The sequence below is a fragment of the Streptomyces sp. Tu 2975 genome (assembly GCF_009832925.1).
Classification (GTDB): Bacteria; Actinomycetota; Actinomycetes; order Streptomycetales; family Streptomycetaceae; genus Streptomyces.
This window is the reverse complement of the sequence record NZ_CP047140.1, coordinates 5,030,739-5,045,338: the sequence shown is the minus strand read 5'-3', so window position 1 is coordinate 5,045,338 and position 14,600 is coordinate 5,030,739. Positions and strand designations below refer to the sequence as shown.

Sequence of the window (14,600 nt, the reverse complement as noted above, 5' to 3'; positions counted from 1 at the left end):
GCACGATGCCCGCGCGGCCGAACCACCGCAAGAACCGCGCCCGCCGAATAGCCATCGGCGCGGCGGTGATCGTGGTGGTCGCCGGGTTCAACGGACCCGCCATCTGGCGCTTCGGCTCGGAGCAGTACCACGACTACGAGATCAACAAGCCGGAGTACAAGGCGGCGAACGGACACTGGGACTTCCTCGACGTCCCTTCCGAGTTCAGGATCAACAGCATCCACGCCGCGCTGCTGCACACCGGCAAGGTGCTGCTGATCGCCGGTTCCGGCAACAACCAGAAGAACTTCGACGCCAAGAAGTTCGAGTCGGTGCTGTGGGACCCGGAGACGAACACCTTCAAGAAGATCCCCACCCCCAAGGACATGTTCTGCGCCGGGCACACCCAGCTGCCCGACGGCAAGCTGCTGGTCGCGGGCGGCACCAAGCGGTACGAGAAGCTCAAGGGCGACGTCACCAAGGCCGGCGGCCTGATGATCGTCCACAACGAGGACCCGGACGCGCCCAAGACGCTGCCCGCGGGCACCAAGTTCACCGGGAAGAAGAACGGGAAGACGTTCGTCTCCAAGGACCCCGTCCTGGTGGAGAAGGCGAAGAAGGTCTTCGACCCGAAGACCGGCCGTTTCCTGCGCACCGAGGCGGGCCTCGGCCGTATCTACGTCGAGGCCGAGCAGTCGGGCAAGCAGTACGAGACCGGCACCGAGGACAACTACCGGGTGCAGGGGCTCGGGGGATCCGACGCGCGCAACGTCTACGGCATCGCCCAGAAACTCGCTCTCGACAAGAAGGACTTCCAGGGCATCAAGGAGGCCTTCGAGTTCGACCCGGTCGCGGAGAAGTACGTCCCCGTCGACCCCATGAACGAGGCCCGCTGGTACCCCACGCTGACCACCCTCGAGGACGGCAAGGTCCTCTCGCTCTCCGGCCTCGACGAGATCGGGCAGATCGTTCCCGGCAAGGACGAGATCTACGACCCGAAGACGAAGACCTGGGAGTACACCGGGGTCATCAGGAAGTTCCCCACCTACCCGGCGATCTTCCTGATGGACAACGGAAAGCTGTTCTACTCCGGCTCCAACGCCGGTTACGGGCCGGCCGACGTCGGCCGCGACCCGGGCGTCTGGGACCTGGACACCAACAAGTTCACCAAGATTCCCGGCCTGTCGGACCCCGACCGGATGGAGACCTCGGCGACTGTCATGCTGCCGCCCGCCCAGGACCAGAAGTTCATGGTCATAGGCGGCGGCGGGGTCGGCGAGTCGGAGAAGTCGAGCGAGAAGTCCCGGCTGGTCGACCTCAAGGCCGACAACCCCCGCTTCAAGGACGGCCCCTCGCTGGACAAGGGCACCCGCTACCCGAGCGCCTCGCTGCTGCCCGACGACTCCGTGCTCGTCACCGGCGGCTCGGAGGACTACCGGGGGCGCGGTGGCTCCGATGTGCTCGAGGCCCGCACGTACGACCCGAAGACCGGGACCTACCAGCGAGTCGCCGACCCGGCGGTGGGCCGCAACTACCACTCCGGCTCTGTGCTGCTGCCCGACGGACGGGTCATGATCTTCGGCTCGGACTCGCTCTTCTCCGACAAGGCCAACACCCGGCCGGGCGTCTTCGAGCAGCGCGTCGAGATCTACACCCCGCCCTACCTCTACCGGGACAGCAGGCCGGAGGTGACCGGCGGTCCGAAGACGATCGAACGCGGCGAGAAGGGCACCTTCGAGGTCAAGAGCGAGAAGGCGCTGAAGACGGCGAAACTGATGCGGCCCAGCGCGGTCACGCACGTCACCGACGTCGACCAGCGCTCGATCGCGCTGGAGATGAAGAAGACCGCGGACGGCGTGGAGGTCACCGTGCCCGCGAACAGGGCACTGGTGCCGTCCGGTCACTACATGTTCTTCGTGACGGACGAGGCCGGCACACCGTCCGAGGCGGTGTGGGTGAAGGTCCCGTAACGGGCCTCCGAACGCGGAAGGGCCCGGCAGCGCGTCCCCGGCTGCCGGGCCCTTCCCGTAGCTCTACTTGGTGTTCCTGGCCAGTTCGAGCGCGTACTCGGGCCACCAGTCGCCGGCCTTGGGGCCGCCCTTGCAGTCACCGTCGGACTCGCCGGGCCGCTTGACCCACAGATAGGCGTCGACGAGCGGGTCACCGGTCCTGGTCGTCGGCGGCTCACCCAGCGCGCGGCCGGGCGGGTTGCACCAGTTCTCCGCCGGATCGCCCTCCGTGTAGGGGCCGTTGCCGTTGCGGCTGGTGTCGATGACGAAGTGCTTGCCGCCGAACTTCTCCGAGAGCTTCTTGCCGAACTGCTTGCTGGCGTCGGTCGGATAGAAGTTGGAGACGTTCACCGCGAAGCCGTCGGCCTGCTCCACACCGGCGCGCTTCAGCGGGTCGTACAGCGCGTCCGGGTTGGACCAGCCCGCGTTGCCGGCGTCCAGGTACACCTTCGTCCCCGGCTGCTGCTTCAGCCTTTCCACCGCTCCCCTGAGCAGGTCGTACCGCTCCTCGTGGAACTCCTGCGGAGTGCAGCTGTCCACCAGGTGCAGTACCGCGTCCGGTTCGAGGATCACCGTGGCACGCCGGTCGCCGATGCCCTTGGCGACGCTGTCGACCCATGCCCGGTAGGCGTTCCCGTCGGCGGCGCCGCCTTTGGAGAACTGGCCGCAGTCTCGGTGAGGGATGTTGTAGAGGACGAGCACCGCGTCCCGGTCGGCCTTCGCCGCCGCCCCGGTGATGCCCTCCGCCTCCGCCTCCGGGTCGTCCGGGCCGATCCATTCGCCTGCCGGCTGCTCCGCGATCTTCGTGATCAGTGCGGCGTTCTCCTTCTCGCCGTTGTCGCGGTAGGCGGCGACCTGCCGGGCCGCCTTGCCGTCCGGGTTCACCCAGTACGGGTCCTGGCCCTTGGGCTGCTGGCTGACGACCGGCCGGTCGTCCTTGCCGCCGTCGCCGTCGGAGGAACAGCCCGCCGTCAGCAGCACCGCTCCCGCGGCGGCCAGGCACGCGCCCGTCCGGGCACCCAGGCCGACCAAACTGCGGTACATCCACTCCCCCTTGGTGCACAGTGCGTACGGTCCGGCCCTGTGGGTCCCCCGGACAGGACCGGTCGATCCATCCTGGCACACACCGTGCGCCGCCCCGGAGGGCCGGCCGCTCTCGTCGGCATACCGTGACGAGCTCCCGGCACAGCCGACCCGCCGCGGGCCCGAGCAGTCCGTCAGGCCGCGGACACACCCGTCAGATAGGCGTACACGACGACGTTCGCCGTGTAGGTACCGGCCGCACGGTCGAAGGTGCCCCCGCAGGTGATGAGGCGCAGTTCGGCACGGCCCTCCTGACGCGGGCCGTAGACCTTCTGCGGGTCGAACCGGTCGCGGGAGAAGACCTTGACGTCGTCGATGGTGAACTGCGCCACGGAACCGTCGGCCCGGGTCACCTCGATCTTCTGGCCAGGCCGGGCGGCGCTCAGTCCGTAGAACACGGCGGGCTTCGTCTCCGTGTCGACGTGCCCGACGAGCAGCGCGGCGCCGGGCTCCCCGGGCTCGGTGCCGTCGCCGTACCAGCCCACGGTCTGCGGCGAGTCCAGCGGGGGCGGGTCGACCGCTCCGGCGGGGTCGAGGCCGCGAGACACGACGGGCGCGGCGATGCCGACGGCGGGGACGGACACCCGGCGCGGCTCCGCGGCGTCGATCGGCCGGTGCGGGGCGGGCATCGGGATGCCGGGAGGGCGGCCCACCGCGGCGATGTCGCCGGTGGTCGGCGCGGAGCTGCCGAGGTGCGCGCCCGGGGCCTCGCTCCCCCACAGCCACAGTGCGAGGACCAGCACCGCCCAGGCCACTCCGATGACGAGCCGGCCGTTGCCGGGGGCCGCGGCGGGACCGGACGGGGGCGCGGGACGGTCGGCGCCGGACATGACTAGTCGGCGTCCGTCCGCCGACGGCGGCGGGCGCTGCGCAGGGCCACTGCGACGGCGGCCACACCCGCGAGGGCGAGGCCGATGACGGTCTGCGGGGTGCTGGGCCCGGCGTCGTCCGTGTCGACGGTCGAGACCGGGGCAGCGAGCACGGCGGCGCCGCCTCCGCCCGCCCGTACGGGGGCGACGGGTGATTCGTGGGGCCGTGACGCGCTCGGGGACGGGCGGCCCGGTGGTTCTTCGTGCCCGGGGTGTGCGACGGCCCCGGCTTGGACGGGTGCGACGGCTTCGCGGGGTGGGACGGCTTCGCGGGGTGGGACGGCTTCGCGGGGTGGGACGGCCGGTGCGGGTGGCGCTCGACCTGGACGCTGCCCGCGTCCCGGTGGTCGCGAAGGTCGCAGGTGACCCGGAGGGCGTAGGTACCGGGCTCGGCGTCGGCTCTGACCTTCGCCCTGCCGGTGAGCCAGCCGTGCCCGCCCTTCGCCGACAGTTCGGCGTCCGCGGCGAAGGCGTGGGACCGGGCGGCGCCGGATCTGTCCCGGCAGCCCACGACGCGGATCTCGACCTCGCCGCCGGGGCGGGTGGTGGCGGGGTTCACCGTTGCCTTCACGGAGTTGCCGGCGAAAGCGGCGGTCGCGGGCGCCATGACCAGCACGGCGGCCACCCCTGCCACACGGAAAGCTATGGAACCAGTACGCATCGTGAACCTCCTGATACCGCCAGAGTCACGCGTCTGGGTCGTTTCCGCATCCGCAGGGCCGGCCGCCGATCTCGCCGGCGTGGCTGACCTGCTCAGATGCGGTCGACGAGGTCCGCGATCGAGTCGACCACCTTGGACGGCCGGAACGGGTAGCGGTCGACCAGGGCAGGGGTCGTGGAGCCGGTGAGCACCAGGAAGGTCTCCATGCCGGCCTCGAGTCCCGCGAGCACGTCGGTGTCCATCCGGTCGCCGATCATGGCGCTGGTCTCGGAGTGTGCGCCGATGGCGTTCAGCCCGGTCCGCATCATCAGCGGATTGGGCTTCCCCGCGAAGTACGGGTCCTTGCCGGTCGCCTTGGTGATCAGCGCGGCGACGGAGCCCGTCGCGGGGAGCGGCCCCTCCGCGGAGGGGCCGGTGTTGTCGGGGTTGGTGCAGATGAACCGGGCTCCGCCGTTGATCAGCCGGATCGCCTTGGTCAGCGACTCGAAGCTGTAGGTGCGGGTCTCGCCGAGCACCACGTAGTCGGGGTCGTGGTCGGTGAGGATGTAGCCGATGTCGTGGAGCGCCGTGGTCAGTCCGGCCTCGCCGATGACGTAGGCGGTGCCGCCCGGCCGCTGGTCGTCGAGGAACTGCGCGGTGGCCAGGGCCGACGTCCAGATGTTCTCCACCGGCACGTCGAGACCCATGCGGGCCAGCCGGGCGTGCAGGTCGCGCGCCGTGTAGATGGAGTTGTTGGTGAGCACCAGGAACGGCTTCCCGGTCTCCCGCAGCTTCTTGATGAAGGCGTCTGCGCCGGGAATCGGGACGCCCTCGTGGATGAGGACACCGTCCATGTCGGTGAGCCAGGATTCGATCGGCTTGCGCTCTGCCATCAGACGGACTCCTGCCGGTGCATGTGTGCGTGCTGGGGCGCCGCGACTGCGCTGTGGCGACTCCGCACAGCCTAATCAGGATGTCCGGGATCTTGACCCGTACGGTCAGCGGCCCGTCCCTCGGCACCGGCGCGGTACGAGCGGCCGTGTGGCTCAGCGCGGGCGCGGCCGGGGGCGCCGCCGGCGGCGGGTGAGGAGCGCGAGGACCCCGGCGCCCAGCAGGATCGCGCCGCCGACCCCGACGCCGATACGGGTGAGCGGCCCGGAGCCGGTGGTGGCGAGCTGTCCGGAGCGGCTCGGTGACACCCCGGCCGGCGTGGCCGCCGGGGTCGGCGACCCGCTGGGGGACGGGTCCGCGGTGGGCCGGGCGGGGCGGGGCTCGGCGGACCGGCCCCCCTCCCCCGCGACGACGGTGAAGCGCTCGTCCCCCGACGCCCCCACCCAGTCGCCGTCGTCGCCCTTGCGCTGCACGACGGCCGCGTTGACGGTGACCGTGTTCGAGGGCGTGCCGGCGTCGAGCGAAAGCCTTGTCCGCACGGTGACCGTCCCGCCGGCCGGTACGACGAAGCCCTGGAAGCCGTCGAAGACGCCCACGATCTCGTCCTCGCTGGTCTCCTCGAGCACGACCGGACGCCAGCGGTCCGCGTCCTCGTCGTAGAACTCGAGGGTGACGCGGTCCTCGGTCAGTCCCCGGTCCTGGGCGGTGAGGACGAGCACCGGATGGATCCGGTGACAGGTCTCCCGGGTGCTGTTCGTGAGGTCCACCGACCAGGAGTGGAAGCCCGACCCCACCCGGACGGTCGCGGGGCCGCCGTGGATCCGGGTCCTGATCGGGAACACCGGGTCGGACGCCTTGCCGCAGGTGCGCGCGTGGTCGGCGGGCCGGTCGCCGGACCGGTCCTCGGCCGGCGCGTTGGACGCGGCGAGCGGGGCGGGGACGGGTCGCTGTGGCCCGCGGGAGGCGATGGCGGCGGAGCCGCTGACCACGGCGGACGTGATCAGCGCCGCGGCGGCTCCGAGGACGAGGGCATTGCGCGTTCGCATGAGAGGCAGGCCTTTGCTTGCTCGCGTACTGCCGGGATCGCCCGGGCGTGGCCCGGGACCGTGCCATGTGTGCCCGCCGGCGCGGGCACGGCGGGCCCGGTACGGCCGATCAGCGGCTGAACGCCCCTCCTGCCAGCGTATTCACGGCCCCGGATGATTGACCTGCGGCCCCTCCTGGGACTCGGCGGCAGGGGCGACCGCTTCCGACCGGCCGAAGAGCGGGGCGAGCACGAGTTGGGCGGCGCCGTCGGCGACGGTCTGCTCGCCGTCCCTTGCGGCGGCCGTCACGGGGACATCGGCGCGCGGTGCGAGTACGGCGCGCACTCCCTGTACGAACTCGTCCGCCGCGGCGTCGACGACACGGCCGCCCAGGAGGACACGTTCGATGTCGAGGAGTTCCACGAGGTTGGTGGCGCCGACGCCGAGGACGCGGGCGGCGCCCGCGAGGTCGCCACGGGCGACCGCTTCCAGGCAGAGCACCTCGATGCAGCCGCGTCTGCCGCAGGTGCACAGCGGCCCGTCGAGCTGGATCACCTGGTGGCCGAACTCGCCCGCGTCGGTGCGTGCGCCCCGGTAGAGCACGCCGCCGAGGACCAGGCCGGCGCCGAGCCCGGTGCCGAGGTGGAGGTAGGCGAAGGAGTCGCCGGGGCCGCGTAGCGCGATGCCGAGGGCGGCTGCGTTGGTGTCCTTGTCGAGGACGACGGGCAGCCCGAGGCGTCCGGCGAGCACGTCACGCAGCGGAAAGCCCTCCCATTGCGGGAACCCGGTGACACGCTGGGTCACACCGTTGAAGTGGTCGAGCGGCCCCGGCATGGCGACGCCGACGCCGAGCACCCGCAGACCGGCGGCACCGAGGACGGGACCGGCGGGTCCGGCCGGGTCCGCGTCCGCCAGCAGGACGCCGACCTCGGCCACCGCTCTGGTGACGACCGCCTCGGTGCCGGCGCCGAGGTCAAGCGGCACCTTCCGGCCGGCGACCCGGGTTCCGGCCAGGTCGACCAGGACCGCCGACAGTTCGTCACGGTCGAGATGGACGCCCAGCGCGTACCCCGCGGAGGGCACGAGGCGCAGTACCGTCCGCGGTTTGCCGCCGGTCGACGCACGCTGCCCCGCCTCCCCGACTGTGCCCTCCTCACGCAATCGGGCGACAATCTTGCTGACGGCCTGGGGCGTGAGCCCCGTACCCTCGGCCAGTTCGAGCCTGCTGATGCCGCCCTCGCCCGCTGTTCGCAGCAGGTCGAGGACGAGCGCCGCATTGTGGCTGCGCAGCGCCGGCAGATTGGCTCCCACTCCCGCCATGCTCCTGTTCACCCTTCCATTGTCCGCCCCGCTTGCAGTTTGGCAACACCGTTGCTTAAGTGGAGGGCATGACTGGTACCGGCTCTCCCCTCCGCGTCGCACTCATCGGCTACGGCCTGGCGGGTTCCGTCTTCCACGCCCCGCTGATCGCCGCCACCGAGGGACTCGTCCTCGACACGGTCGTCACCTCCAGCCCGGAGCGGCAGGAGCAGGCGCGTGCCGCGTTCCCCGGGGTCCGCGTCGAGGCATCGCCGGACCGCCTGTGGGCCCGTGCCGACGAGCTCGACCTGATGGTCGTCGCCACACCGAACAAGACGCATGTCCCGCTCGCCCGCGCCGCCCTCGAGGCGGGTACCGCGGTCGTCGTCGACAAGCCCATCGCCGGCACGGCCGCCGAGGCACGGGCGCTCGCCGCCCTGGCCGCCGATCGCGGTCTCGTGCTCTCCGTTTTCCAGAACCGCCGCTGGGACAACGACTTCCTGACCCTGCGGAAGCTCATCGAGGCCGGCGAGCTCGGCGAGGTGCAGCGCTTCGAGTCCCGTTTCGAGCGCTGGCGCCCGCAGCTCAAGGGCGGCTGGCGCGAGTCGGGCGACCCGCAGGAGATCGGCGGCCTCCTCTACGACCTGGGCAGCCATGTCGTCGACCAGGCGCTGACCCTCTTCGGCCCGGCGGTACGGGTGTACGCGGAGTCCGACGTACGCCGCCCCGGCGCGCAGGCCGACGACGACACGTTCATCGCGATCACGCACGCTAACGGCGTCCACTCGCATCTGTACGCCAGCGCCACGACCGCGCAGCTCGGCCCCCGATTCCGGGTTCTGGGCTCCGCAGGCGGGTACGTGAAGTACGGCTTGGACCCGCAGGAGGACGCTCTGCGCGCCGGCCGCCGCCCGGACGACGGCGAGCCGTGGGGCGTGGAGCCGGAGTCGATGTGGGGCCGGGTCGGTGCGGGAGAGTCGCCGCTGACGGGCGGGGGCGCTCCCGTGGAGACCGTGCCGGGCGACTACCCCGCGTACTACGCGGCGGTCGCCGCCGCGGTGCGCGACAAGGCCGCTCCGCCGGTCACCGCGGAGGAGGCCGCGGCCGCCTTGGAGGTACTGGAGGCCGCCCGCCGTTCCGCCCGTGAAGGGATCACCGTCACCGTGGAGGTCACCGCATGAACACGGACACGATGAAGCCGGTCCCCCACCTCACCGTCGACGAGATCGTCCAACAGGAACGGCGGCTCACGCTGCGCCGGTTCACCCACTCGGACGCGTGGGCGCTCGGCAGCATGCTGGTCGAGATGGGGCACCTGCGCGAGGCTCCGGTGGCCATCGACATCCGCCGCGGCGCGCAGCAGCTGTTCCACGCCGCGCTGCCGGGCTCCAGCGCCGACAACGACGCGTGGATCGACCGCAAGCGGCGGGTGGTGGAGCGGTACGGCGAGAGCTCGTACCTGGTCGGAGCACGCCACCGCGCCAAGGGCACCACGTTCGAGGAGTCGTCGCGGCTGGATCCGGACCTGTACGCGGCGCACGGCGGCTCGTTCCCGATCACGGTCGTCGGAACCGGTGTCGTCGGCTCCGTGACGGTCTCGGGTCTTCCGCAGGCGGAGGACCACGCGATGGTGGTCGAGGCGCTGGAGCGCTTCATCGCCAGGTGACACCGCCTTCGGGTGCGCGCGGTGCGGCGGGCGCGGTCTGCTGCCGCGTCCGCCGCACCGCACGTCCATCGCCTCGAGCGTATGGACTCAGGCGTCCTTGAGCGTGCGGGCTCAGGCGTCCTTGAGCTCCTGGCGCTGGCGGCCGAGGCCGTCGATCTCGAGCTCGACCACGTCACCGGCGCGCAGGAACGGCTTCGGCTCGGGCTGTCCGAGCGCGACCCCCGCCGGCGTGCCGGTGTTGATGACGTCGCCCGGGTACAGGGCCATGAACCGGCTGACGTACCGGACGACGTCGGCGACCGGGAAGATCTGGTCGGCGGTGGTGCCGTCCTGCTTGAGCTCGCCGTTGACCCACAGCCGAAGCCCCAGGGCCTGCGGGTCCGGCACCTCGTCCGCGGTCACGAGCCAGGGCCCCAGCGGGTTGAACGTCTCGCAGTTCTTGCCCTTGTCCCAGGTTCCGCCGCGTTCGATCTGGAACTCGCGTTCCGACACGTCATGGGCGACGGCGTAGCCGGCTACGTACGACAGCGGGTCCTCGTCCGGCTCGATGTAGCGGGCCGTACGTCCGATGACCACCGCGAGCTCGACCTCCCAGTCGGTCTTGCGGCTGCCACGCGGGACGAGCACGGTGTCGTCCGGTCCGACGACGGTGTCGGCGGCCTTGAAGAAGACGACCGGCTCCGCCGGAGGCTCGGCCCCGGTCTCCGCGGCGTGATCGTGGTAGTTCAGCCCGATGCACACGACCTTTCCGATCCGGCCCACCGGCGGGCCGACGCGGAGCCCGGCCGCGTCGAGTACGGGCAGGTCACCGGTCTGGGCCGCGGTCCTGATCCGGTCGAGGGCGGCGGCGTCGGCCAGCAGCGCCCCGTCGATGTCCGTGACGAGACCGGACAGGTCGCGCAGCGTCCCGTCCTGGTCGAGCAGCGCGGGACGCTCGGCGCCTGCCGTGCCGACACGCAGCAACTTCATGGTCTGTCTCCCCTGGTCGAGTACGGACCCGGCCCGATAGGTGCGGCCATCGGAGGATCGGAGGATTGGCTGATCCTCCAAGACATCCGACCACCCTGCAAGACCCTGTTCACACACTGGACCCTTACCGACGGGTAGCGGCCGCGTCCTGGAGGAGCCGGCGGGTCCGGACCGGTGAAGCCCCGCGCGCACCGCCGGGTCTCCGCCCTGCCCCGGCGGAGTCACCTGCCCGCCGCCTGCCCGCCGGACGAGGCCCTGTCCCGCCCCCGGCCAGGGTCACCGGCCCGCCCGGCTAGGGTCGGTGCCATGTCCGTCGCACGCTCGGTCGCCCTCTTCCTCGCCGCGGCCTTCCTCGAGATCGGCGGGGCCTGGCTCGTCTGGCAGGGCCTGCGCGAGCACCGGGGCCTGCTCTGGATCGGCGGCGGCGTGGTCGCGCTCGGCCTCTACGGCGTGGTCGCCACGTTCCAGAGCGACGCGAACTTCGGCCGCATCCTCGCCGCGTACGGCGGCGTCTTCGTCGCCGGTTCCCTCGCCTGGGGCATGGTCGCGGACGGCTACCGGCCCGACCGTTACGACGTCGCCGGCGCGCTGATCTGCCTGGCCGGGATGGCCGTCATCATGTACGCGCCGCGAGGGCACTGACTCGCCGGCGGCCGCCCGCGCCGAGCGTTCAGAGCTGCGCCATCGGCACGGGCGTGTCCCGGTAGAGGAACACCCGCTCGACCGCCGTCCAGGTGGTGGAGGTGACGACGTAGAGCGCGGCGGCCAGCGGCACGACGGCGACGGTCGCGAGCGTGGCGAACGACAGCACCGGCATGATCCTTGTCATCGCCCCCATGCCCGGCATCTGCTCGCCTGTCATGGGCGCGGCGGCCATCTGCCGCTTGGTACGCCGGTAGGTGAAGGTCGCGACGACCGCGACGATCAGGAAGAGAGCGCCGTAGACGAGACCGGCCCCGCCGAACACCCCGCCGTCCGCGAGAGCGTCCGTCCAGCGGCCGCCGAGTGGCGCGTCGAACAGCGCGTGGCCGAGGAGACCGTTCGGTTCCCCGCCGATCTCGGTGTTCGAGAACAGGTGGTACATCAGGAAGAACGCCGGCAGCTGGAGCAGGCTCGGCAGGCAGCCGGAGAGCGGCGACACCTTCTCCCGCGCGTACAGCTCCATCGTGGCCTTCTGAAGCCGCTCCGGGTTCTTACCGTGCTTGGTGCGCAGTTCGGCGAGCTGCGGCGCGAGGCGGGTGCGGGCCTTCTGGCCGCGGGCGGCCGCGCGGGAGAGAGGGTGGACGGCGAGGCGTACGAGCGCGGTGCAGACGATGATCGCGGCGGCGGTGGCGGACGCGGCGAACAGCGGCTCGAGCAGCTTCGCGAGCTGCTCGACCAGGGTGGCGAAGACGGACATGGGTGAGCCCTCCGGGGGTCTCGTCGTGCCGGGAACGAGGACATGACGGCATGACGGCCCGCGCGGGGACTGCGTGGTGGCGTGGTGATGCCTACAGGGCCGTCAGGAGGGGACGACCGGGCGCTCGGGGACGCCTGCGCCCCCGGGCATCGGGATCCCGCTGCGGCAGGAACGCGGTTCGTTGCTCGCGGTCGCGCAGGGCGGTCCGGACTCGGGTGCGTGGCACGACGGGCGCGCAGCGCGCGCTGATGACGGCACAGACAAGAAGGGCGGATCCGACGGCGGCGGTGGCGGTCGCGGCGAGCGCGAGCGCGGCGGAGATGCTGCCGCCGTCGACGAGGACGATCTCGACCAGCAGCAGGAGCAGCAGCGCGGCGGGCCGCAGCAGCCGAGCCGTACGACCGGCCATGCGCCCCTCCCTCTGTCAGTGACGGCCGGAGCGTATTCGCGACCGGCCTCGCGCACACGGGAAGACGAACAACTCCTTCCCGGAGTTCCCGTTTCACAGCACCTGTGGGCGTCTTCGGGGACGCCCACCCGGAGGACGCCCCGCCGCGGGCGTCGGTCTCAGCTATTTGAACGGTTGATTACTGAGAATCACGTTGCGGTCACGTTAATCGTGCAGGTCTTGACGCTTCTCGACCCACAGAGTTGGCTTTCGGCCACCTTGGCTGCAAATGATGCGGCCTGTCAGGGAGGTTGGATTCAACCAATGAACGCACTTCTGCGTCGTGCCGCCGTCGCAGCCGCCACCGCCGCGATGGTCGTGCCGCTCTCCGGCTGTGGGACCACCGAGGAGCCGGGTGTGAGGCTGAGCGATGACATCGTTGTTGGTCTGCTGCTTCCGGAGAACCAGGCCGCTCGCTACGAGCAGTTCGACAAGCCGGTCATCGAGGAACGCATAGCCCGGCTCACCAACAGCAAGGGCAAGGTCCTCTACGCCAACGCCAAGCACGACGCCGATCTGCAGACGCAGCAGCTCGAATCGATGGTCGAGGAAGAGGTCGACGTGCTGATCGTCGACGCGGTGGACTCCAAGGCGATCGCCGGCGCGATCGAGAAGGCCGACGAAGCCGGAATCCCGGTCGTCGCCTTCGACCGCCTCGCCGAGGGACCGATCGACGGCTACGTCTCCTTCGACAACGAACAGGTCGGCCACATCCAGGGCAAGGCCCTGCTCCAGGCCCTCGGCGACGACGCCGGGTCGGGGAAGGTCGTGATGATGAACGGCGCCCTCACGGACCCGAACGCCGCCATGTTCAAGAAGGGCGCCCACACCGAGCTCGACGGCAAGGTGGAGGTCGGCCTGGAGTACGACACCAAGGACTGGAAGCCGGAGAACGCCAAGGCCAACATGGACGCGGCGATCGCCACCCTCGGCAAGGACGCCATCGTCGGTGTCTACTCCGCCAACGACGGCATGGCGGGCGGCATCATCTCCGCGCTCAAGGCCGCCGGCCTGTCCGACCTCCCGCCGGTCACCGGGCAGGACGCGGAACTCGCGGCGGTGCAGCGCATCGTCGCCGGTGATCAGTACATGACGGTCTACAAGCAGTACGCACCGGAGGCCGCCGCCGCCGCCGAGATGGCCATCCTGCTTGCCAGGAACATGTCCCTCGGAGCCGCCGCGCACACCGACATCGACACCCCGACGGAGAAGTCCGTCCCCACCGTGCGCATCCCGGTCATCGCGCTGACCAAGGAGAACATCAAGGAGACCGTCGTCGCCGACGGCCTCTACACGGTGGAGCAGATCTGTGAACCCCAGTTCGCGGACGCCTGCGCGGAGCTCGGCCTCTCGTAGCCGCCCCGCCTCCGGGTGTCGGTACGCCACGCGCCCGTGGCCGTTACCGCCCACCCGGACCGGTGGTCACCGCGGCCGCATCACGGCCAGCCGCCCCCACACCACCAGCCGGTACCTCGAGCTGAACTCGGGCGTGCACGTCGTCATCGTCAGGTAGTGCCCCGCCGCGCCGTACCCGGCGGCGGGGCGCACCACGCTCCGCGGAACGGGCTCGATCACCCCGGTGTCGCCGGGCAGGGTCTTCGTGAGCACCTTGTCCACCGCGTACACGTAGACCGCCTCGCGCGTCTCGATCTCCACCGTGTCGCCGGGGCGGAGCCGGTCGATGCGGCGGAAGGGCTCGCCGTGGGTGTTGCGGTGCCCGGCGACGGCGAAGTTCCCGGCCCGGCCGGGCTGGGCGGTCCGCGGGTAGTGCCCGACGTACCCCTTGTCGAGGACGCCCCGCTTGGCGACGCCTTCGGCGACGGGCGCGACGACGCCGAGGCTGGGTATGCGCAGCACGGCGTACGCCTGGTCCCGGCGGGGGCGGGCCGGCTCGGGCTCCGGCTCCGTGCCGGTGCCGTCCGCGGCGCCGGGTTCTTGCTCCGTCTCTTCCGGCACCGGCACCGGCAGGGGATCCGGCGCCTCGCTCTCCCAGCGTCGCTCCAGTGCCTGGACCTGCCGCTGCGCGCCCTGTCCGGCCTGCCGGTTGCTCCACCACAACTGGTGGACCACGAGGAGCAGTACGACGACGCCGCAGGTGACGGCCGCCTCCGCGGCGGCCCACAGCAGACGGGCGAGCCGCAGGCGCCCCTGCCGCCGCCCCCGTACCGGCGACCGCTGCCGGGTCCCCGTACACGCGCCCCGGGGCCATGACCGCCGCCGCTCCCACCGCCTCCGCACGGGCGCAGGGTAGGGCCGACGCCTTCAACTCACCAGCGTTCCGGCCCGCTCGGCACGGGGCACGGCCGGCGCCGGGTCCGGTCGC

General features: G+C 71.5%; 15 protein-coding genes. 5 read left to right on the top strand and 10 right to left on the bottom strand.

Annotation, left to right across the window (positions count from 1 at the left end):
* The first annotated feature begins 5 nt into the window (after positions 1 to 5).
* The gene (locus tag GLX30_RS22385) at positions 6 to 1,949 is read left to right on the top strand and encodes a galactose oxidase-like domain-containing protein (RefSeq protein WP_208545595.1); all 1,944 of its coding nucleotides are present in this window, start codon (positions 6 to 8) and stop codon (positions 1,947 to 1,949) included.
* Between the two features lie 63 nt (positions 1,950 to 2,012).
* Here GLX30_RS22385 and GLX30_RS22380 read toward each other — a convergent pair whose 3' ends face one another.
* From GLX30_RS22380 to GLX30_RS22355, 6 genes are all read right to left on the bottom strand, one after another.
* The gene (locus GLX30_RS22380; protein ID WP_159691714.1) at positions 2,013 to 3,032 is read right to left on the bottom strand and encodes a glycoside hydrolase family 6 protein; all 1,020 of its coding nucleotides are present in this window, start codon (positions 3,030 to 3,032) and stop codon (positions 2,013 to 2,015) included.
* A gap of 173 nt (positions 3,033 to 3,205) precedes the next feature.
* A complete protein-coding gene (locus GLX30_RS22375; RefSeq protein ID WP_159691712.1) occupies positions 3,206 to 3,901 on the bottom strand; it encodes a class F sortase in 696 nt (231 codons plus the stop codon).
* 2 nt (positions 3,902 to 3,903) lie between these two features.
* Positions 3,904 to 4,053 (bottom strand): MYXO-CTERM sorting domain-containing protein, encoded by a 150-nt coding sequence (locus tag GLX30_RS35440; RefSeq protein WP_244258254.1) that lies wholly within the window; start codon positions 4,051 to 4,053, stop codon positions 3,904 to 3,906.
* 640 nt (positions 4,054 to 4,693) lie between these two features.
* The gene (locus GLX30_RS22365) at positions 4,694 to 5,473 is read right to left on the bottom strand and encodes an HAD-IIA family hydrolase (RefSeq protein WP_159691710.1); all 780 of its coding nucleotides are present in this window, start codon (positions 5,471 to 5,473) and stop codon (positions 4,694 to 4,696) included.
* A gap of 153 nt (positions 5,474 to 5,626) precedes the next feature.
* Positions 5,627 to 6,517 carry a hypothetical protein gene (locus GLX30_RS22360; protein WP_159691708.1) on the bottom strand — a complete coding sequence of 297 codons (891 nt, stop codon included), beginning with the start codon at positions 6,515 to 6,517 and terminating at the stop codon, positions 5,627 to 5,629.
* A 141-nt stretch (positions 6,518 to 6,658) separates the two neighbouring features.
* A complete protein-coding gene (locus GLX30_RS22355) occupies positions 6,659 to 7,816 on the bottom strand; it encodes an ROK family transcriptional regulator (RefSeq protein WP_159695179.1) in 1,158 nt (385 codons plus the stop codon).
* Between the two features lie 68 nt (positions 7,817 to 7,884).
* Here GLX30_RS22355 and GLX30_RS22350 point away from each other — a divergent pair, with 68 nt between their 5' ends.
* The gene (locus tag GLX30_RS22350; protein ID WP_159691706.1) at positions 7,885 to 8,976 is read left to right on the top strand and encodes a Gfo/Idh/MocA family oxidoreductase; all 1,092 of its coding nucleotides are present in this window, start codon (positions 7,885 to 7,887) and stop codon (positions 8,974 to 8,976) included.
* Positions 8,973 to 9,461: a heme-degrading domain-containing protein gene (locus tag GLX30_RS22345; protein WP_208545460.1), complete on the top strand. Its 489-nt coding sequence runs from the start codon at positions 8,973 to 8,975 to the stop codon at positions 9,459 to 9,461. Before GLX30_RS22350 ends, GLX30_RS22345 begins: the two co-directional genes overlap by 4 nt.
* A gap of 111 nt (positions 9,462 to 9,572) precedes the next feature.
* Here GLX30_RS22345 and GLX30_RS22340 read toward each other — a convergent pair whose 3' ends face one another.
* Positions 9,573 to 10,430, bottom strand: a complete 858-nt coding sequence (locus GLX30_RS22340) for a fumarylacetoacetate hydrolase family protein (RefSeq protein WP_159691704.1) — start codon at positions 10,428 to 10,430, stop codon at positions 9,573 to 9,575.
* Between the two features lie 306 nt (positions 10,431 to 10,736).
* On the opposite strand from GLX30_RS22340, the gene GLX30_RS22335 reads away from it, so the two are divergent.
* The gene (locus GLX30_RS22335; protein ID WP_159691702.1) at positions 10,737 to 11,072 is read left to right on the top strand and encodes a YnfA family protein; all 336 of its coding nucleotides are present in this window, start codon (positions 10,737 to 10,739) and stop codon (positions 11,070 to 11,072) included.
* 28 nt (positions 11,073 to 11,100) lie between these two features.
* Here the strand turns inward: GLX30_RS22335 and GLX30_RS22330 are convergent, their stop codons facing one another.
* The gene (locus tag GLX30_RS22330; RefSeq protein ID WP_159691700.1) at positions 11,101 to 11,829 is read right to left on the bottom strand and encodes a YidC/Oxa1 family membrane protein insertase; all 729 of its coding nucleotides are present in this window, start codon (positions 11,827 to 11,829) and stop codon (positions 11,101 to 11,103) included.
* 91 nt (positions 11,830 to 11,920) lie between these two features.
* Complete coding sequence (locus tag GLX30_RS22325; protein WP_159691698.1) at positions 11,921 to 12,238, bottom strand: DUF6412 domain-containing protein; 318 nt, start codon at positions 12,236 to 12,238, stop codon at positions 11,921 to 11,923.
* Positions 12,239 to 12,541: 303 nt separating this feature from the next.
* Between GLX30_RS22325 and GLX30_RS22320 the strand changes: the two genes are divergently transcribed.
* Positions 12,542 to 13,633 (top strand): substrate-binding domain-containing protein, encoded by a 1,092-nt coding sequence (locus GLX30_RS22320; RefSeq protein ID WP_159691695.1) that lies wholly within the window; start codon positions 12,542 to 12,544, stop codon positions 13,631 to 13,633.
* A 66-nt stretch (positions 13,634 to 13,699) separates the two neighbouring features.
* Here GLX30_RS22320 and GLX30_RS22315 read toward each other — a convergent pair whose 3' ends face one another.
* Positions 13,700 to 14,419, bottom strand: coding sequence for a class E sortase (locus GLX30_RS22315; protein WP_159695177.1), 720 nt, complete (start codon positions 14,417 to 14,419; stop codon positions 13,700 to 13,702).
* Between the last annotated feature and the right edge of the window lie 181 nt (positions 14,420 to 14,600).

Coding starts and splice junctions, on each gene's coding strand:
- GLX30_RS22385 (WP_208545595.1), top strand. CDS start 6: ATGCCCGCGCGGCCGAACCACCGCAAGAACCGCGCCCGCCGAATAGCC.
- GLX30_RS22380 (WP_159691714.1), bottom strand. CDS start 3,032: ATGTACCGCAGTTTGGTCGGCCTGGGTGCCCGGACGGGCGCGTGCCTG.
- GLX30_RS22375 (WP_159691712.1), bottom strand. CDS start 3,901: ATGTCCGGCGCCGACCGTCCCGCGCCCCCGTCCGGTCCCGCCGCGGCC.
- GLX30_RS22365 (WP_159691710.1), bottom strand. CDS start 5,473: ATGGCAGAGCGCAAGCCGATCGAATCCTGGCTCACCGACATGGACGGT.
- GLX30_RS22360 (WP_159691708.1), bottom strand. CDS start 6,517: ATGCGAACGCGCAATGCCCTCGTCCTCGGAGCCGCCGCGGCGCTGATC.
- GLX30_RS22355 (WP_159695179.1), bottom strand. CDS start 7,816: ATGGCGGGAGTGGGAGCCAATCTGCCGGCGCTGCGCAGCCACAATGCG.
- GLX30_RS22350 (WP_159691706.1), top strand. CDS start 7,885: ATGACTGGTACCGGCTCTCCCCTCCGCGTCGCACTCATCGGCTACGGC.
- GLX30_RS22345 (WP_208545460.1), top strand. CDS start 8,973: ATGAACACGGACACGATGAAGCCGGTCCCCCACCTCACCGTCGACGAG.
- GLX30_RS22340 (WP_159691704.1), bottom strand. CDS start 10,430: ATGAAGTTGCTGCGTGTCGGCACGGCAGGCGCCGAGCGTCCCGCGCTG.
- GLX30_RS22335 (WP_159691702.1), top strand. CDS start 10,737: ATGTCCGTCGCACGCTCGGTCGCCCTCTTCCTCGCCGCGGCCTTCCTC.
- GLX30_RS22330 (WP_159691700.1), bottom strand. CDS start 11,829: ATGTCCGTCTTCGCCACCCTGGTCGAGCAGCTCGCGAAGCTGCTCGAG.
- GLX30_RS22325 (WP_159691698.1), bottom strand. CDS start 12,238: ATGGCCGGTCGTACGGCTCGGCTGCTGCGGCCCGCCGCGCTGCTGCTC.
- GLX30_RS22320 (WP_159691695.1), top strand. CDS start 12,542: ATGAACGCACTTCTGCGTCGTGCCGCCGTCGCAGCCGCCACCGCCGCG.